General features: G+C 72.8%; 17 protein-coding genes. 5 read left to right on the top strand and 12 right to left on the bottom strand.

Annotation, left to right across the window (positions count from 1 at the left end):
- Positions 1 to 67: 67 nt before the first annotated feature.
- From GQF42_RS05935 to GQF42_RS05955, 5 genes are all read right to left on the bottom strand, one after another.
- Positions 68 to 1,051 (bottom strand): serine/threonine-protein kinase, encoded by a 984-nt coding sequence (locus GQF42_RS05935; protein WP_158918319.1) that lies wholly within the window; start codon positions 1,049 to 1,051, stop codon positions 68 to 70.
- Complete coding sequence (locus GQF42_RS05940; RefSeq protein WP_158918321.1) at positions 1,051 to 1,602, bottom strand: SH3 domain-containing protein; 552 nt, start codon at positions 1,600 to 1,602, stop codon at positions 1,051 to 1,053. The genes GQF42_RS05935 and GQF42_RS05940 overlap by 1 nt, the downstream gene beginning before the upstream one ends.
- Positions 1,603 to 1,648: 46 nt before the next feature.
- Complete coding sequence (locus GQF42_RS05945; protein WP_158918323.1) at positions 1,649 to 3,988, bottom strand: ABC transporter ATP-binding protein/permease; 2,340 nt, start codon at positions 3,986 to 3,988, stop codon at positions 1,649 to 1,651.
- 60 nt (positions 3,989 to 4,048) lie between these two features.
- Positions 4,049 to 4,459, bottom strand: coding sequence for a hypothetical protein (locus GQF42_RS05950; RefSeq protein ID WP_158918325.1), 411 nt, complete (start codon positions 4,457 to 4,459; stop codon positions 4,049 to 4,051).
- Between the two features lie 440 nt (positions 4,460 to 4,899).
- A complete protein-coding gene (locus tag GQF42_RS05955) occupies positions 4,900 to 5,817 on the bottom strand; it encodes an AraC family transcriptional regulator (protein ID WP_158918327.1) in 918 nt (305 codons plus the stop codon).
- A 73-nt stretch (positions 5,818 to 5,890) separates the two neighbouring features.
- Here GQF42_RS05955 and GQF42_RS05960 point away from each other — a divergent pair, with 73 nt between their 5' ends.
- Together GQF42_RS05960 and GQF42_RS05965 are read left to right on the top strand one after the other, a co-directional pair.
- Entirely contained in the window at positions 5,891 to 6,901 is a 1,011-nt protein-coding gene (locus GQF42_RS05960) for an oxidoreductase (RefSeq protein ID WP_233273264.1), read from the top strand.
- A gap of 99 nt (positions 6,902 to 7,000) precedes the next feature.
- On the top strand, positions 7,001 to 7,462 hold the full coding sequence (locus tag GQF42_RS05965; protein WP_158918329.1) for a DUF5990 family protein: 462 nt from the start codon (positions 7,001 to 7,003) through the stop codon (positions 7,460 to 7,462).
- Positions 7,463 to 7,588: 126 nt separating this feature from the next.
- Here the strand turns inward: GQF42_RS05965 and mgrA are convergent, their stop codons facing one another.
- Positions 7,589 to 8,581 (bottom strand): L-glyceraldehyde 3-phosphate reductase, encoded by a 993-nt coding sequence (gene mgrA, locus GQF42_RS05970; RefSeq protein ID WP_158918331.1) that lies wholly within the window; start codon positions 8,579 to 8,581, stop codon positions 7,589 to 7,591.
- 111 nt (positions 8,582 to 8,692) lie between these two features.
- Here mgrA and GQF42_RS05975 point away from each other — a divergent pair, with 111 nt between their 5' ends.
- The 3 genes from GQF42_RS05975 to GQF42_RS05985 all read left to right on the top strand — a co-directional run bounded on the left by GQF42_RS05975 (position 8,693) and on the right by GQF42_RS05985 (position 11,742).
- A complete protein-coding gene (locus GQF42_RS05975; protein WP_158918333.1) occupies positions 8,693 to 9,619 on the top strand; it encodes a LysR family transcriptional regulator in 927 nt (308 codons plus the stop codon).
- Positions 9,620 to 9,686: 67 nt separating this feature from the next.
- On the top strand, positions 9,687 to 11,198 hold the full coding sequence (locus GQF42_RS05980) for a carotenoid oxygenase family protein (protein WP_158918335.1): 1,512 nt from the start codon (positions 9,687 to 9,689) through the stop codon (positions 11,196 to 11,198).
- A 28-nt stretch (positions 11,199 to 11,226) separates the two neighbouring features.
- Entirely contained in the window at positions 11,227 to 11,742 is a 516-nt protein-coding gene (locus GQF42_RS05985; RefSeq protein ID WP_158918337.1) for a mycothiol transferase, read from the top strand.
- Here GQF42_RS05985 and GQF42_RS05990 read toward each other — a convergent pair.
- From GQF42_RS05990 to GQF42_RS06015, 6 genes are all read right to left on the bottom strand, one after another.
- Positions 11,724 to 12,803 (bottom strand): adenosine deaminase, encoded by a 1,080-nt coding sequence (locus GQF42_RS05990; RefSeq protein WP_158918339.1) that lies wholly within the window; start codon positions 12,801 to 12,803, stop codon positions 11,724 to 11,726. The two genes, GQF42_RS05985 and GQF42_RS05990, sit on opposite strands and share 19 nt — an antisense overlap.
- A gap of 33 nt (positions 12,804 to 12,836) precedes the next feature.
- A complete protein-coding gene (locus GQF42_RS05995) occupies positions 12,837 to 13,232 on the bottom strand; it encodes a VOC family protein (protein ID WP_158918341.1) in 396 nt (131 codons plus the stop codon).
- A 129-nt stretch (positions 13,233 to 13,361) separates the two neighbouring features.
- Positions 13,362 to 14,291 (bottom strand): M48 family metalloprotease, encoded by a 930-nt coding sequence (locus tag GQF42_RS06000; RefSeq protein ID WP_158918343.1) that lies wholly within the window; start codon positions 14,289 to 14,291, stop codon positions 13,362 to 13,364.
- Complete coding sequence (locus GQF42_RS06005) at positions 14,288 to 14,668, bottom strand: BlaI/MecI/CopY family transcriptional regulator (protein ID WP_158918345.1); 381 nt, start codon at positions 14,666 to 14,668, stop codon at positions 14,288 to 14,290. Before GQF42_RS06005 ends, GQF42_RS06000 begins: the two co-directional genes overlap by 4 nt.
- A gap of 263 nt (positions 14,669 to 14,931) precedes the next feature.
- Positions 14,932 to 15,837: an aldo/keto reductase gene (locus GQF42_RS06010; RefSeq protein WP_158918347.1), complete on the bottom strand. Its 906-nt coding sequence runs from the start codon at positions 15,835 to 15,837 to the stop codon at positions 14,932 to 14,934.
- A gap of 41 nt (positions 15,838 to 15,878) precedes the next feature.
- Positions 15,879 to 17,201, bottom strand: a complete 1,323-nt coding sequence (locus GQF42_RS06015) for an aldehyde dehydrogenase family protein (protein ID WP_158918349.1) — start codon at positions 17,199 to 17,201, stop codon at positions 15,879 to 15,881.
- Positions 17,202 to 17,265: the final 64 nt, after the last annotated feature.

A 17,265-nucleotide genomic window follows, 5' to 3' on the forward strand; every position in this document is an offset into this window, starting at 1 on the left:
TTCACCTGCGGCAACGTCGTGGCCGCTCGCGCGGCGCCCCGCGCCCCCTCGGGGCGCGGTCGTTCACTCAGTCGTGGAACACCGGCCCCGCCCAGTGCGGAGGCCGCCGGCTGTCGGTGACCGTGCGGCCCGCTGCCCGGTCGGCCTCGGGGCCGGCCGTCGGCGCCACCGCGGGCGGCGCCGTGGCGGCGCGCAGCTCGGCGACGAAGGCGAGGCAGGTGTCGTGGCGGTCGTCCGGGCTCTTGGCCAGGGCCCTGGCGAAGACGGCGTCGACGGCCGCCGGGAGTCCGGGGCGGACCGTGCTCGGCGGGGGCGGCTCGTCGTACTGGTGGGCCCACAGCAGCGCCATGTCGTCGTCGCGCTGGAAGGGCGGCCGGCCGGTGACGGTCTCGTGGACGACGCAGGCCAGCCCGTAGACGTCGCAACGGCCGTCGACCGGGCGGCCGGAGATCTGCTCGGGGGCCACGTAGTCGAGGGTGCCCACGAACTGGCCGACGCTGGTGAAGCCGGTCAGGGACAGCGACTTCTTGGTGAGCCCGAAGTCGGTGAGGTAGACGTGCTCGGGGTGGTCGCTGTCGGTGCCCTCGGCGATCAGGATGTTGCCGGGCTTGACGTCCCGGTGGACCAGGCCGTGCTCGTGGGCGGCGTCGAGGGCGGAGGCCACCTGCGCGGCGATCCGTATGGCGTCGGGCAGCGCCAGCGCTCCGCGTTCGTCGAGCAGATGGCGCAGGTCGCTGCCGGAGACGTACCGCATGGCGATGTACAGCACGCCGTCCGTCTCGCCGGCGTCGAAGACGGGCACGATGTGCGGGTGGTCGATCGCGGCGGCCACCTGGGACTCGTGGGTGAAGCGCTGCCGGAAGGTGTCGTTGCGGGCGAGTTCGGGCGCGAGCAGTTTGAGGGCGACCGTGCGGTCCAGGCGCAGATCGCGGGCGCGGAAGACGACGGCCATGCCGCCGCGCCCGACCTCGCTCTCGACGAGGTAGTTCGCCACCCTCCGGCCGATCAGTTCGGAGGGGTGGCCGGAGAACAGGCTGGTCCGGCGTGTCATCAGTGCTCACCGTCGGGCGTGACCAGCCGGGTCGGGGCGTGCCCGGCGTCGTCCGCGCCGGGGGCCTCGCGGTCGGTGGCGTAGGTGGTCAGCCGCCGCCCGTCGCCGAACAGCCAGCGGCTCTCCTCGGGGTCGTAGAGCCACATGGACTCGCCGTCGACGACGATCCCGAGTCTGAGGCCCCGGGTGTGGTCGGCGAAGTCCTCGCCGTCGAGCGTGCCGGCCGCCAGTTGCTCCACCGCGGACCGGTAGTCGGCCAGGGCCTGTGCGGCGTGGGCCAGCAGGGGCCGGGGGTCGGCGGTGCCGGCCGGGCCGTGGGCGGCGGGCGGGTCCTCGGGGACGGCGACGAGGTGGCGTCCGTCGACCCAGGCGGACCACCCGTTGGCGCACCGGATGCGCCCCCAGTCGCCGCGCCGCTCCAGGAGCTGGACCGGCAGCAGCGGGTCGAGGGGGACGGTGGGCCGGGCGGGGTCGGGGGCCTCCCAGGCAGGCATGCCGCGCGGCGGGACGACGTGCGTGGGCCGGAATCCGGGGCCGGTCGCTGTGTTCATCGGGGCGCCTGCTTCCGTGTCGCTGTCGTCGCTGTCACGGTGCCGCCTACTTCCGCATCACGGCGGGCTCCTGCCGGCGCAGCAGCCGGGCGACCGCGAGGCCGCAGAGGAGGGACAGCACCACCAGCATGCCCAGGTCGAGCAGCCAGACGCCCGTCGAGTGCCGGAAGAGGGGGTCGGCGGTCTGGTCGCCGGGCACGATCCGGGACAGCCCGACGGTGCCGGCCATCGCGCCGAACGCCCAGCGGGACGGCACGAGCCAGGACAGCTGCTCGAGACCGGGCACACCGTGCAGGGGGAGCAGGGCCCCGCAGAAGACGACCTGGACGATGGCGAGCAGCACCAGCAGGGGCATCGTCACCTCCTCCTTGCGCACCAGCGCGGAGACGAGCAGCCCGAGCATCATCGCGGTGAACGCCAGCAGGGCGACGGCCAGGGTGATCTCGACGAGCGGTGGCAGCAGGACACCCCGGCCGCCGGGGGCGTTCAGGTCGACGCCGAGCAGGGCGACCAGGGTGAGGACGACGGCCTGGACGACGGTGATGGTGCCGAGCACCACGACCTTGGACATCAGGTACGCCGATCTGGGCAGGCCGACGGCGCGCTCGCGCTGGTAGACCGCGCGTTCCTTGACGAGTTCGCGCACCGCGTTGGCGGCACCGGTGAGCACGGCGCCGACGCAGAGGATGAGCAGCGCGTTCATCGCGGTGTCCGGGGTGAGTCGGCCGCCGGCGAGGGCGCGGGCCATGGCGCCCATGACGAAGGGCAGGGCGATCATGACGAGCAGGAAGGTGCGGTCGGCGGCGAGGACGGCCGTGTAGCGGCGGACCAGGGTGCCGAGCTGGGCGGCCCGGCCGCAGGGGCGGGGCGTGGGTGTGGGGGTGACGGGGGCCGGGCCGGGGTGGCGCGGCTGGGTGGTGGCCTCGGTGACGTAGTGCCGGTGCAGCGGTGAGTCGCGGTACTCTCCGGCCCAGTCCCGGTCCGGGTCGCGGTCGAAGGCCTCGAAGGCCTCCGGCCACTGCTCGAAGCCGAAGAAGGCGAGGGCGTCGCCGGGCGGCCCGTAGTAGGCCACCTTGCCGCCGGGGGCCAGGACCAGGAGGCGGTCGCAGACGTTGAGGCTGAGCACGCTGTGGGTGACCACGATGACCGTGCGGCCGTCGTCGGCGAGGCCGCGCAGCATGGTCATCACCGATCGGTCCATGCCGGGGTCGAGCCCGGAGGTCGGCTCGTCGAGGAAGAGCAGCGACGGCTTGGTGAGCAGTTCCAGGGCCACACTGACCCGCTTGCGCTGCCCGCCGGAGAGGCTGTGCACCGGCTGGCCGGCGCGCTGTTCGAGGCCGAGTTCCCGGATCACCTCGCCCACCCGGGCCTGCCGCTCGGCCGCCGCGGTGTCCTGGGGAAAGCGCAGCGCGGCGGCGTAGGCGAGGGCGGCGCGCACGGTGAGCTGGGGGTGCAGGATGTCGTCCTGCGGGACCAGGCCGATGCGCTGGCGCAGTTCGGCGTAGTCGCGGTAGAGGTCGCGGCCGTCGTACAGGACGGTGCCGCGGTCGGCGGGCCGCTGCCCGGTCAGGGCGTTCAGCAGGGTGGACTTTCCGGCACCGCTCGGTCCGACCACCGCGAGCAGGCACTTCTGGCCCACCGGGAAGGACACGTGGTCGAGGAGGATCTTGCTGCCGCCGTCGACGGCGACGGTGAGTTCCTGGACGTCGAGGGAGACCTCGCCGGTGTCTACGTACTCCTGGAGTTCGTCGCCGACCAGGCAGAAAGCGGAGTGGCCGATACCGACGACGTCACCAGGGCCGACGGGGGCGTGGGTGACGGGGCGGCCGTTGAGGAAGGTGCCGTTGTGGCTGCCGAGGTCGTCGATCTCGTACGTGCCGTCCGTGTGGGTGCGCAGTTCGGCGTGGCGGCGCGAGACGATCAGGTCGTCCACCACGAGGTCGTTGTCGGGCGCCCGGCCGATCCTGACGGTGCGTACGGGCAGCGGGCGGACGCTGGTGGGGCTGTGGAAGGTGCCGGTCCACTCCGGCCGGGACACCGCACAGGGGCGGTCGGGGGCGGGCTCGGGGGCGCCGGCCGGGACCGCGCGGGGGCCGTCGGTGGGGTGGCCGAAGCGGATCACGCTGCCGGGGCGCACGCCCCACTCCTCGATCCTTCGGCCGTCGGCGAAGGTGCCGTTGGTGCTGTGCTGGTCCGCCAGGGTCCACTGGTCGTGGTCGCAGCGCAGCACGGCGTGGTGCCACGAGACCCGGTCATCGTCGAAGACGATGTCGCTCAACGGGTCGCGTCCGACGTGGTAGTCGCGGCCCGGGCTCATCACCGTGGAGCCCGCGTCGGTCTCCAGGACGAGTTCGGGCGCCGTCGAGGCGACCGACCGCTCCGCCATGCCTGAATTGTACCGATTGGCTCATCCGTGGGCCTGCCCTCCAGGTCACACGGACACGTGTCAGCCGACGGACACGAAGAGCGCCGGCACGGTGCGCTGCATACGGAGCGCATCGACGGACTCGGCGAGCAGCTCGTACTCGGTGGTGTCGTCGCTGGCGGCGATCCGCACCAGTCGGCCGCCCGCCAGTTCGTCGGCCACCCGCTCCTGCCGTACGTCGTCCGCACACCAGGCCCGCAGCAGGGAGGGCACGTCGGCGACCGTCCCGGCGACCGGCACCAGCGCACCGGTGGGGAAGGCGGGGTCCTGCGGACTGGGGTCGAGCCGCTCGGCGATCCAGGACGCCCGGTCCCGCAGCCACCACAGAGCCAGGGCCAGCGTCGGCGCGCGGTAGGTGCCGAGCGGTACGCCGATACGCCTGCCGTCGCACATGCCGTACGCCGTGACATGGCACAGGAATTCGTCGTGCACGTCTCACTCCCCCGTCGCCTCGCTGCTGTGCCGGCCGAAGCCCTCGCTTCCCGTGCGGCTCCTGTGCGGTGAAGTGCCCTGACGTTGAGTATCGCCCCTCCCGACACTCTGTCACCATGACTTTCCGGCCAGCCTGTTGGCATATTCGCCGCCCTTTCTGGGCCGGAATGCACCGGGGTGTGTGCGCCCCCGGCATCACCAGGGAGGCGATCGGCCCGCGCCACCGATCTCCGGCACGGTGGCCACACCGGAGCGGCAAAGCCCCCGGACCCGGCCCCGACCAGCAGGCACGCCCTGGATGGAGGCTGATTCACCAGGCCCGTGAACACCGAACGTCACGGGAGCACCGCCGCCCGTTACCTCGAGGCCTGGAACGCCACCGGGCCGGCGGCGGGTCACGGCGCGCGCGATGGCCCGGCAAGGGGATCCCGCGCCGCGGCTCAGCCCCTGACCGTCTCCCGGTAGCGGCGCGGTCCGACGCCGACGGCGCGTTTGAACGCGTTGCTGAAGGCGCTCTCGGAGCCGTACCCGACCGAGCGGGCCAGCGCCGCCACCGGGACGGAGTCCTGCCTGAGGGCACGGGCGGCCAGGCTCATGCGCCAGTTCTGCAGATAGGTCAGCGGAGGCACACCCGCGACCTCGCGGAAGCGGACGGCGAAGGTGGTCCGGGACATCGCGGCGGCCGCGGCCAGCTCCGCGAGCTGCCAGGGGTGGGCCGGGTCGGCGTGCATCAGGCGCAGGGCCGGAGCCAGCCGTTCGTCGGCGAGAGCCCGCAGCCAGCCGGGCGGCAGCCCCTCGGCGTCACTGAGACAGGACCGCAGCACGTGGAGGAACATCAGCTGGGCCAGGTGGTCCGAGGAGAAGGCGGAACCGGCCCGGCCCGCCGCCATCTCCGCCATGAGCTGCCGGGTGAGCCAGCGCAGCACCGGCGCCTCGGCCGCGGTGGCGCGCACACGGATCAGCTCGGGCAGGGCCCGGCGCAGCAGATCGCCGCCGTCCCGGCTGAGGTCGATGTGCCCGGAGACGCACACCACCTCCTCTCCGTCGCCGACCTCTCCCATGCGCGTGTGGGGATCGACGGCGACCCGCTCCGGTTCGGCCGGCTCCAGTCCGGGCTCGCTGCACAGCACGTACGACCGCCGCCCGTCGGAGACGACGACGTCGCCCTCGGACAGGGCGACGGGTTCGGCACCGTCCTCGGTGACCAGCAGACAACCGCCCCGGGCCAGCACGTTCACCTTCAGCTTGTCGTGCCCGCGCAGACGGATCGCCCAGCGCCCGCCGGCCGTGAACCCGCCCGAGAACACCCCGCGTGCGTCGGCGACGGCGAGGGCGTCGGAGAGAGGGTCGGAGGACATGGTCGAACTATCACGCAAGTAGCACGCACTTTCAAGCATTCATCGTTCGGATCTACGGATCTACGGTGGTCTCATGGCTCACAGCGAGGAGATCCCCACCATGACCACCCCCCAGCAGCCCCTGCACTCCGGCTTCGGCGCCGCGTCCACCGCTCAGGACGTCATCAAGGGCATCGACCTCACCGGCAAGGTCGCGATCGTCACCGGTGGCTACTCGGGCATCGGCCTGGAGGCGAGCCGTGTCCTGCGGGCGGCGGGCGCAGACGTCGTCGTACCGGCCCGGGATCCCGAGCGGGCTCGCGCCGCGCTCACGCAGGCGGACGGCGTCGAGATCGAGGAGATGGACCTCATCGACCCGGCATCCGTCGGCGCCTTCGCGGGGAAGTTCCTGGCCTCCGGGCGTCCGCTGGACATCCTGATCGACAGTGCCGGGATCATGGCGACCCCGCTGCGGCGGGACGCACACGGCTACGAGTCGCAGTTCGCCACGAACCACCTCGGGCACTTCCGGCTCGTGAACCGGCTGTGGCCCGCGCTGGTCGCGGCTCGCGGGGCACGGGTGATCTCGGTGTCCTCCCGAGGCATCCGCTTCTCGCCCGTCGTCTTCGAGGACCTGCACTTCGAGCGCCGCGCCTACGAACCGTTCCTCGCCTACGGCCAGTCGAAGACGGCCAACGCGCTGTTCGCCGTGGAGCTGGACCGGCGGGGCCGGGGGCAGGGTGTGCGGGCCTTCGCGGTGCACCCCGGCACGATCGTGGACACCGGTCTCGCCAAGCACATCCCCGAGGAGTCCCTGCGGGCGGCGGGCGCCCTCGACGAGGAGGGCCGCCCCGTACGCGATCCCGCCCGGCAGCACAAGACCGTCGCCCAGGGAGCGGCGACCGGCGTGTGGTGCGCCACCAGCCCGCAACTCGACGGGCTGGGCGGGGTCTACTGCGAGAACTGCGACATCAGCCCCCTGGTGACCGCCGAGGACGAGGCCGGATGGAGGGCGCACCCGGGGCTGCCGGGCGTGCTGCCGTACGCCGTCGCCCCGCAGGCGGCCGCCCGCCTCTGGGAGGTCAGCGAGCGGCTGACGGCCTGACGATCGCTCCGGCGCGCGCACGTGTCCCGGCTCGCGCTGCGGGAACTCGCACCGCGGGAAGGGGCTGGCCTCCTCCCCCGCCTCGCCCACACTGGACGCATGCACCTGCGCATCGAAGGGCACACCCTGCCGGGCCGCGACTGCGGTTCCGGGCCCGGTTTCCACGGGGTCAGCGGGATCGAGGTCGCGGTCCAGCGCAAGGACCGGCCCGCCGAACTCCTCGATCCCCGGCCCGGCGACGCCCCGACGGCGACGTGGACGCTCCCCTGCACGTTCACCCCCGACGGCGAGCTGCGCGGCCCGTACGTGCAGAACCGGCTCGGCGGGCGCTTCGTCTACCTCTCCTGGATCGGCAGGCAGCCCCAGGAGGAGGAGTCCCGGATGTTCCGGCGCGCCAAGCTGATGCTCGCCGACGTTCCGCCGCAGGTGCTCACCGAGGCGCGGCGGCACGGTGTACTGGTGGGCCGGCTCGCCCTCACCGACGCCAAGGGCCACCCGCTGTGCGGGCGGGTGGTCCCCCCGGCGATCGTCTGGAGCGCGGAGGAGCCGTCGGACGCGTGAGCCGCCGGGTGCGCCGGGCCGTCGCCGGGCTCCTGTTGCCTGCCGGCCGTCACCCGTCCGTTGCTGGGGTGTCCGAGGGATCGGCCCGGCCCGCGCCCCTGCCTCTCCTCCTTGCCCGTCGCCCGGTTACGGCCTGACGATCGCGTCGATCCGCGCCAGTTCCTCGGCGTCGAAGTCCAGGTTGCGGAGGGTGCCGACGCTGTCCTCCAGCTGTTGCGGGCTGCTCGCGCCGACCAGTGCCGAGGTGACCCGGCCGCCGCGCAGCACCCAGGCCAGGGCCAGCTGGGCCAGGGTCTGGCCACGGGACCTGGCGATCTCGTCCAGGGCGCGCAGTCGGCCGACCAGGTCCTCGGTGACGGCGTCCGAGCTGAGGAAGGGGCTGTCGCTCGCGGCCCGGGAACCCTCGGGGATGCCGTCGAGATAACGGCCGGTGAGCAGGCCCTGCTCCAGCGGGGAGTAGGCGATGGAGCCGACCTGCAGCTCGTCCAGGGCGTCGAGCAGGCCCTCGTCCTCGGGGCGCCGGTCGAGCATCGAGTAGCGCGGCTGGTGGATGAGGAGCGGGGTACCGAGGCCGGCGAGGATCCGGGCGGCCTCGCGGGTCTGCTCGGCCGGGTAGTTGGAGACGCCGACGTAGAGCGCCTTGCCCTGCTGCACCGCCGAGTGCAGGGCGCCCATCGTCTCCTGCAGCGGGGTGTCCGGGTCGAAGCGGTGCGAGTAGAAGATGTCGACGTGGTCCAGGCCCATCCGCCGCAGACTCTGGTCGAGCGAGGAGAGCAGGTACTTGCGCGAGCCCCATTCGCCGTACGGGCCGGGCCACATGAGGTAGCCGGCCTTGGTGGAGATCACCAGCTCGTCGCGGTACGGCGCGAAGTCGGCCTTCAGGGCATCACCGAGCGCGGACTCGGCGGCGCCGGGCGGCGGCCCGTAGTTGTTGGCGAGGTCGAAGTGGGTGACGCCCAGGTCGAAGGCGCGGCGCAGGATGGCCCGCTGGGTCTCGGCGGGCCGGTCCGGGCCGAAGTTGTGCCACAGGCCGAGGGAGAGCGCGGGGAGCGTGAGTCCGCTGCGTCCGGTGCGCCGGTAGGGCATGCGGTCGTAGCGGTCGGGGTGTGCGGTGTACAACGCGACTCCAGAGGGGTTGGCGCACGATCTACCCGGGCCACTCTTCCCCGCGCCCCACGCAGCGGTCCAACAGGAGAATCCGATGGAATTCAGCGGCTAGGCTTCTCAATCATGGAACTGCGCCATCTCCAGCACTTCGTCGCCGTCGCCGAGGACCAGCATTTCACCCGGGCCGCCGAGCGCCTGATGGTCTCCCAGTCGGGTCTGTCGGCGTCCATCAGGGCGCTGGAGCGGGAGCTGCGGGCGCCGTTGTTCGTGCGGACCACCCGACGGGTGACGCTCACCGAGGCGGGGCGGGCCCTGCTGGTGGAGGCCGAGCGGATCCTGGCGCAGGTGCGCTCGGCGCACGAGGCGGTGGCCGCGGTGCAGGGTGTGCTGCGCGGCACGCTGGCTCTCGGCACCGAGCAGTGCATCGCCGGGGTGCACGTGGCGCGGCTGCTGGCGGGTTTCCGGGGCCGGCACCCGGACGTGGAGATCCGGCTGCGGCAGGCCGGCTCGGGCGCGCTGGCCGAGGAGGTCGCGGCCGGCCGGCTCGACCTGGCCTTCGCCTACCGCACCCGGGCGGACTCCGACCAACTGCGCTCGGTGGCACTGACCAGCGAGCCGATGACCGTGCTGTGCCATCCCGGGCACCGGCTGGCCGCGGCGGGCGCGGTGCTCACCCCGGACGACCTGACCGGGGAGGTCTTCGTCGACTTCCATCCGGACTGGGGCCCGCGGCGCACGACCGACGCCGCGTTCGCCGCGGCGGGGGTCCGGCGCACGGTCGCACTCGAGGTCAACGACGTGCACAGCCTGCTGGACCTGGTGGACGAGAACCTGGGGATCGCGGTCGTACCCCGGCACTTCCGGCACAAGCGGCCCTCACTCACGGCGCTTTCGCTCAAGGGCACGGGTGAGGCGGAGTACGAGACCTGCGCCCTGCTGCCGCCGGACCGCGCCACCAGCCCCGCCGCCCGCGCGCTCGTCACGCTCCTGGAAACAGGTGGCGCGGCAGGGGGCCTGGCACCACCCCAGGAGGGGCCCCAGGCCTCCTGATTCCGGCCGCCCGCCGCACCAGACTCGTAGCCGTCAGTCACCACGACGACGGTTCAGGGGACTTGTCATGGCGGAACACACACGGCGGACCGTGCTGCGCGGCACGGCCGGGCTCGCGGCGGCGGGCGCACTCGTCGGCACGGGAACGGGAACGGCCCGGGCGGCGACGGCTCGCACCGCATCAGAAGTGACGAGGCGTCATCATCCCTTCCTGGAAGGTGCCTTCGCGCCCGTCACGGAGGAACTGACGGCTTTCGACCTGCCGGTGACCGGACGCATCCCGCGCGAGCTGAACGGCCGCTTCCTGCGCAACGGTCCCAACCCCCTCGGTCTTGAGGACCCCCGGGTCCACCACTGGATGCTCGGCGAGGGCATGGTGCACGGGGTCCGGCTGCGCGACGGCAGGGCCGAGTGGTATCGCAACCGCTGGGTGCGCTCGGCGCAGGTCGCGAAGAAGCTCGGCGAGAGCCGTCGGGGGCCAGTGCCGCAGGAGGACTTCGCCTGCAACACGCACGTCGTCCCGTACCGGGGGCGGATCCTCGCGCTCCAGGAGGGCGGCCCGCTGCCGTACGAACTCGACGGCGAGCTGGGCACCGTGGGTGCCTACGACTTCCGGGGTACCCTGCAGGGCGCGTTCACGGCACACACCAAGTACGACGTGCACGCCGACGAACTGCACGCGATCGCCTACCACCCGGACTGGGACCACGTCCGGCACATGGTCGTGGACGCCTCGGGGCAGATCGTCCGCACGACCCGCATGCCGGTGGCCGGAGCGCCGATGATGCACGACTTCGCGCTGACCGAGCGCCATGTCGTCGTCTTCGACCTGCCGGTCACCTTCGACGCGGCTGCGGCCCGGTGCGGCGCCCCGGTGCCGTACGTCTGGAACCGGAGCCACCCCACCCGGGTCGGTGTCATGCCGCGGACCGGGGGTGCGGTGCGCTGGTTCGGCATCGATCCGGTCTTCTACTCGCACACCCTCAACGCCTATGAAGAGGGTGCGTCCGTGGTGGTGGACCTGATGGCGTGTCCGGCGCCGTTCTACGTCGCCGGGCGCGGCTCGGACGGCCCGTACGCGCCGCACACGACCCGGCTGGAACGCTGGACGGTCGACCTGCGCCACGGACGGGTACGGCAGCGGGTGCTGGACGACCGGCCACAGGAATTCCCGCGCGTGAACGAGTCGTTGGTCTCGCGCCGGCACCGCTACGGCTACACGGCGGCGGCCGCCGGGCTGACGGCCGCGTATCTGACACCGGACGGCGGCACCCCGCCCGACGACGCCTTCTCCAACGCGCTCGTCAAGCACGACCTGCTGCGCGGCAGCACCGAGGTGCACCGGCTGGCGCGGTCGGCGGCGGCCGGTGAGGCGGTGTTCGTGGCGCGCGCCCCGAAGGACCCGCGGGCCGCGGAGGACGACGGCTACGCCCTCGCCTACGTCCACAATCCGGAGCGGGGCCTGGCCGACCTGGTGGTCCTCGCCGCGCAGGACTTCAGCGGCGAGCCGGTGGCTCGGGTGCATCTGCCCGGGCGGGTGCCGCTGGGCTTCCACGGGAGCTGGATTCCGGACGCGTGAGGGCGTCGGATGCGCGATGGTGGACCTTATGCATGCCAAGGACATCCTCATCGACGGCTACGGCCGCATCCAGGAAGAAGTCCATGCCGCCCTCGACGGCCTCGGACCGGACGAGCTGAACCACCGCCCGGCGCCCGACGCGAACTCCGTCGCCTGGCTCGTCTGGCACCTCACCCGGGTCCAGGACGACCACATCGCCGATGCGTTCGGCCTCGAGCAGGTGTGGCTCGCCCAGGGCTGGGAGAAGCGTTTCGGCCTCGACCTGCCGGCCCGGGACCACGGCTACGGGCACACTCCCGCGAAGGTCGCGAAGGTCAAGGTCGACTCCGCCGACCTGCTGACCGGGTACTACGACGCCGTCCACGAGCAGACCCTCGGCGCGCTGCGCTCGCTCGCCGCCAAGGATCTGGAACGCATCGTGGACGAACGCTGGGATCCCCCCGTCACGCTCGCCGTCCGCCTGGTGAGCGTCCTGTCCGACGACCTTCAGCACGTCGGACAGGCCGCCTACCTCAAGGGGCTGGTTCAGAGCGCGGCAGCGTAACCCGGCAGGACCACGTCCTCGATGAGGGCCCTGCGCTCGTCGAACGGGATGAACGCGCTCTTGACGGCGTTCACCGTGACCGTGCGCAGGTCCTCCACCGTCCAGCCCGCCTCCTCGACCAGCAGGGACATCTCCCGCGTCATCGTCGTCCCCGACACCAGCCGGTTGTCGGTGTTGAGGGTGACCCGGAAACCGAGGTCCTTCAGGGCCGTGATCGGGTGCTCGGCGATCGAGGTGGCGCAGCCCGTCTGGAGGTTGGACGTCGGGCACATCTCCAGTGCGACCCGGCGGTCGCGCACCCAGGAGGCGAGCCGGCCGAGCTTGCCGGCCGCGAGGTCGGGGATGTCCTCGGTCAGGCGCACACCGTGGCCGATGCGCTGGGCACCGCACACCTGCAGGGCCTGGTGGATGCTGGGCAGGCCGTGGGCCTCACCGGCGTGGATCGTGAACGGCACGCTCTCGCGGCGCAGGTGCTCGAAGGCGGCCAGGTGGTCGGCGGGCGGGAAGCCGTCCTCGGCGCCGGCGATGTCGAAGCCGACGACACCGGCGTCCCGGTAGGCGACGGCCAGGTCGGCGGCCTCATGGACCCGGTCGAACATCCGCATGCCGCACAGCAGGGTGCCGACCCGCACGGGGGTACCGGCGGCGGCCGCCTTGGCCATGCCGGCGGCGAGGCCCTCCTGGACGGTCTCCACGACCTCGCTCAGCGTGAGCCCGCCCCTGGTGTTCAGCTCGGGGGCGTAGCGCACCTCGGCATAGACGACACCGTCGGCGGCCAGGTCCTGCACATACTCCTCGGCGGTGCGCAGCAGGCCGGCACGGGTCTGCATGACGGCGAGGGTGTGCTCGAAGGTGGCGATGTAGCGGACCAGGTCGCCGGAGTTGGCGGCCTCGACGTACCAGGCGGCCAGCTCGTCGGGGTCGGTGGTGGGCAGGGTGTGACCGATCTCCGCCGCGAGTTCGACGACGGTGGCGGGGCGCAGGCCGCCGTCGAGGTGGTCGTGCAGCACGGCCTTGGGGAGCCGGCGGATGGTCTCGGTGTCGATGCGGGGCTCGGTCATGGCAGGACTTTCCTCGGGTGGTGCGGTGGGATGTCAGTGGTCGGCGGGCTGGAGCAGGTCCCAGCGGTTGCCGTAGAGGTCCTGGAAGACGGCGACGGTGCCGTACGGCTCGTGCCGCGGCTGCTCCAGGAAGGTCACGCCGGCCGCGGTCATGCGGGCGTGGTCGCGGGCGAAGTCGTCGGTGTGCAGGAAGAACCCGACGCGGCCGCCGGTCTGGTCGCCGACGCGGGCCCGCTGGTCCTCGCCCTTGGCACGGGCGAGCAGCAGCCCGGTACCGGCTCCGTCACCGCCGGGCTCCACGACGACCCAGCGGGAGCCGTCGGGGCGCGGGGCGTCCTCGGCCAGGCGGAAACCGAGGGCCTCGGTGTAGAAGCGGATGGCCTCGTCGTAGTCGTCGACGACGAGGGTGACCAGGGCGACGCGTCGCATCGGGACCTTCCGGTGGAGGTGATTAGCCGGTGAGGTTATACGTAAAACTAGACGGACGCCAGTCCTGTTCTACGCGCGTTGCTCCAGGGGTGCCACAGGCTTGCCACAGGTGTCGCCCGGCGGCAAGTGTCAGGTGTTTTCCTCGCCCTGGGCGATCTCCACACGGTGGTGGAAATCGGCCATCCCGGCGGCCGCGGCCACACAGGAGACGGCGGTGCAGGCGAGGAGGACGGCGGCGATCGCGCGACCGGCCCGCGGCCTGTGCGGGGCCGCGGCCAGCAGGGCCTGGACGCGCTGCGGGACCGGACCGGTGGTCGCGGCGGCCACGAAGTCGGGACGCTCGGTGTGCGCGGCCTGTCCGGCGAGGGCCGCGCGGGCGATGGCCCGGGCGGTCAGCCGCCGGTCGCCGACCCGGGCCGCGGCGGCCTCGTCGGCAGCGCGCTCGGCGGCGAGGCGGATGGTCTCGCGCACCGGGCGCAGGGCGGGGTGGCAGTGGGCGACGAGTTCGGCGGCGGCGAGGAAGTAGTGGTGACCGCCGTCGTTGTGCGCCCGCTCGTGCGCGAACAGCACCTCGCGTTCACGGCCGTCCAGGCTGCGCAGCATCGCGGTGGTGACGACGATCCGGTGCGGGCGGCCCGGCAGGGCGTAGGCGTCCGGGCGGGGCGAGTCCACCACGCACAGGTCGCCGACGGCGGGGCGGTGCCCGGCCTGGGTGCGGGCGGCACCGAAGGCGCGGGCCTGGTGCAGCACCGAGCGGGCGAGGGTCCAGACGCAGACGGCGAGCACGCCCACGGAGGTCGCGGCGGCCGGCAGGACGACCAGGTCCGAGGCGGTGTGCAGCGGGCGGACCAGCTCGCCGAACGCGGCGAACAGCGGGAGCTTGAGCAGCCCGATCAGGACGAACCCGCCGAGCGCGGCCAGCGAGCAGCCTGCGAGCGCGACCGCACAGAGAGTGACGGCCCACAGCGCGGCCACCGGGGCCAGCCGGTCCAGGGCCCGGCGGGCCAGGGCCGGCAGGGCGAACGGCAGCAGCAGGGGCAGCAGAAGCAGAGCAGTCATCGTTCATCGGGTTCGAGCAGGTCCCGCAGGATGCGTTCGTCGTCGGGGCCGAGCTGGGCGACGAAGCGGGCCAGCACGGTCTCGCGGTCGCTGTCCCGGTCCAGCTCGCTGTGCATCCGGCGCGCGGTCAGCCCCTGGGCGTCCTGGACCTCACGCACCGGGAAATAGGCGTACCCGCGACCCTGACGGTGCCGCTCGACCACTCCCTTGTCGTACAGCCGCGTCAGGATCGTCGTCACCGTCGTACGGGCCAGGTCCGCGCCGAGGCTCGACTGGACCTGGCCCGGGGTGCGGGGCGTGCCCGCGGCCCAGAGTGCGGCCATGACGCTCGCCTCCAGCTCACCGGCAGGCCGGCGCTCGTCCTTCACCTCGGTCATGGAACGTTCCTCACCCCGTCCTCGTCTGCGACCCGGGAGTCCGTCTACACGATGGTAGTCAACCGGACCGTCGTACGAGCGCACACCCGTCTGCCCATTATGCGAGGACCGGGGGTGCGCGAGGCAGGCGGCGTCCGGTCGGCGGACGTACGGGCCCCGGCCCGGCACGCGAGAGCCGACCGCTCACAGGCCGCACGCCCCGGCACGCCACCGGACGGGCCGCCTCGGGGCACGGGAACCGGCCTGCCGGCCCCACGGTCGCTTCAGCGTGTCCCGGTGTGCAGGGCGTCCAGCCGTGCCAGCTCGTCCGCCGTCAGGCGCAACGCCCCCGCCGCCACGTTCTCCGCGAGGTGGTCGGGGTCGCCGGTGCCGGGGATGGCGAGGACGTGGGGACCCTGGTGCAGGGTCCAGGCGATGCGGATCTGCGCGGGGCTCACACCGTGGGCGCGGGCGAGGGCAAGCACCTCGTCGTCGTGGCGCTCTGCCGCCGCCCGGGGGCCGGACTCGCCGGCGACGGCGTAGAACGGGACGAACGCGATGCCGTGCTCGGCGCACAGGCGCAGCACCTCGTCGTCGACGGGGTCGGCACGGTCCAGCGCGTAGCGGTTCTGGACGCACACCACCGGGGCGATCTCCAGGGCCTCGGCGAGATGGCGGGGCTGGACGCCGGAGACACCGAGGTGCCGGATCAGGCCGGCCTCGCGCAACTCCGCGAGCGCACCGAAGTGCTCGGCGATCGAATCCTGTTGCTGGCGGCGGAAGTTGACGACGTCGAGGTGGTCACGGCCGAGCTGGCGCAGGTTCTCCTCGACGTGCCCGCGCAGTTGGTCGGGCCGGGCCGCGGTGCCCCACTCGCCGTAGTAGTCGCGGAAGGGGCCGACCTTGGTGGTGATGACGAGGTCGTCGGTGTACGGGGCGAGGGCGGTGTTGATCAGTTCGTTGGCGGAGCGCGTGGCGGAGAAGTAGAACGCCGCGGTGTCGATGTGGTTCACGCCCAGCTCGACGGCGCGCCGCAGCACGGCGATCGAGCGTTCCCGGTCGCTCGGGGTGCCGAGATGGAACGCGGCGCTGCCCGTCAGCCGCATGGCTCCCAAGCCGATGCGGTGGACGGGCAGGTCGCCGAGCTTGAAGGTGCCGGAAGCATCCGCGGTGATCGTTTCAGCGGTCATCCGGCGGATCTTCGCACATCCTTCCCGCCGCGCAAACGAGTTCAGCCGAGCGGCTTGTCCAGTACCGCCTTGCGGTGGCTGAAGGTCTCGACGGAGTAGCGGCCGTGGTAGCTGCCCATGCCGCTCTCCCCCACACCGCCGAACGGCAGGTCGGAGACGGTGAGGTGGGCGAGCGGCAGGCCGTAGCCGAGGCCGCCGGAGGAGGTCTCGGCGGCGAGGCGCCCGCGCGTGCGCTTGGACTCGCTGAAGACGTACAGCGCGAGCGGCTTGTCACGGTCGTTGATGAAGGCGATCGCCTCGTCCAGGCCCGGCACGGCGACGATCGGCAGGATCGGGCCGAAGATCTCCTCCTGCATGACGGGCGAGGACGGGTCGACGTCCGCGAGGACGGTCGGGGCGATGTACTTCGTCGCACGGTCGCTCGCGCCGCCTGCCGCCACCCGGCCCGAGCCGAGCAGGGCAAGGAGACGGTCGAAGTGGCGCTCGTTGATGATCCGGCCGTACTCCGGCGAGGCCGCCGGGTCGGTGCCGAACAGCGCCTCGACCGCGCGCACCAGCGCGGGCTCCAGGGCGGCGGCCGTCGACGGGTCGGTCAGGACGTAGTCGGGGGCGACACAGGTCTGCCCGGCGTTGAGGAACTTGCCGCGCACGAGCCGGTCCGCGACCACCTCGAGGTCGGCGCCCTGGTCCACGAACACCGGGGACTTGCCGCCGAGTTCGAGGGTGACCGGGGTGAGGTGCTCGGCGGCGGCGCGCATCACGATACGGCCGACGGTGCCGTTGCCGGTGTAGAAGATGTGGTCGAAGCGCTCGGCCAGCAGGGCCGTCGTCTCCGGGATGCCGCCCTCGACGACGGCGACCGCGTCGGTGTCGAGGAAGGCCGGGATCAGCTCGGCCAGCACCGCCGAGGTGGCCGGGGCCAGCTCGCTCGGCTTGACGACCACCGCGTTGCCGGAGGCCAGCGCGCCGACCATCGGGGCGAGCAGCAGCTGCGCCGGGTAGTTCCAGGGCGCGATGACGAGGACGACACCGAGCGGATCGTACTGCGTCCAGGCCGTGGCGTCGGCACCGAGGTGCGCCGGGACCGGCGCGGGCTCCGGGCGGAGCCACTGCTCGAGGTGGTCGAGCGTGTGGTCGATCTCCCGGATCGTGAAGTCGATCTCGGTGCGGTAGGCCTCGGTGCGGCTCTTGCCCAGGTCGGCGTGGAGGGCGGCGGCGAGGTCGGCGCCGCGGTCCGTGAGCATCGCGCGCAGGCGGCGCAGCTGGCCGGTACGCCACTCGACGGGCTTGGTGCGGCCGGCGGCGAAGGTGGCGCGCAGCCGGGCCACGATGTCGGCGGGCTGCTCGATGGCGGGGTGGTTCACGGGTGCCTCGCTGGGGGTGCACGGGCGGGTTCGGCCCGAGCCTAGGTCTCGGTGGATGTACTTG

It is taken from the genome of Streptomyces broussonetiae, from assembly GCF_009796285.1.
In the GTDB taxonomy this organism is placed as follows: domain Bacteria; phylum Actinomycetota; class Actinomycetes; order Streptomycetales; family Streptomycetaceae; genus Streptomyces; species Streptomyces broussonetiae.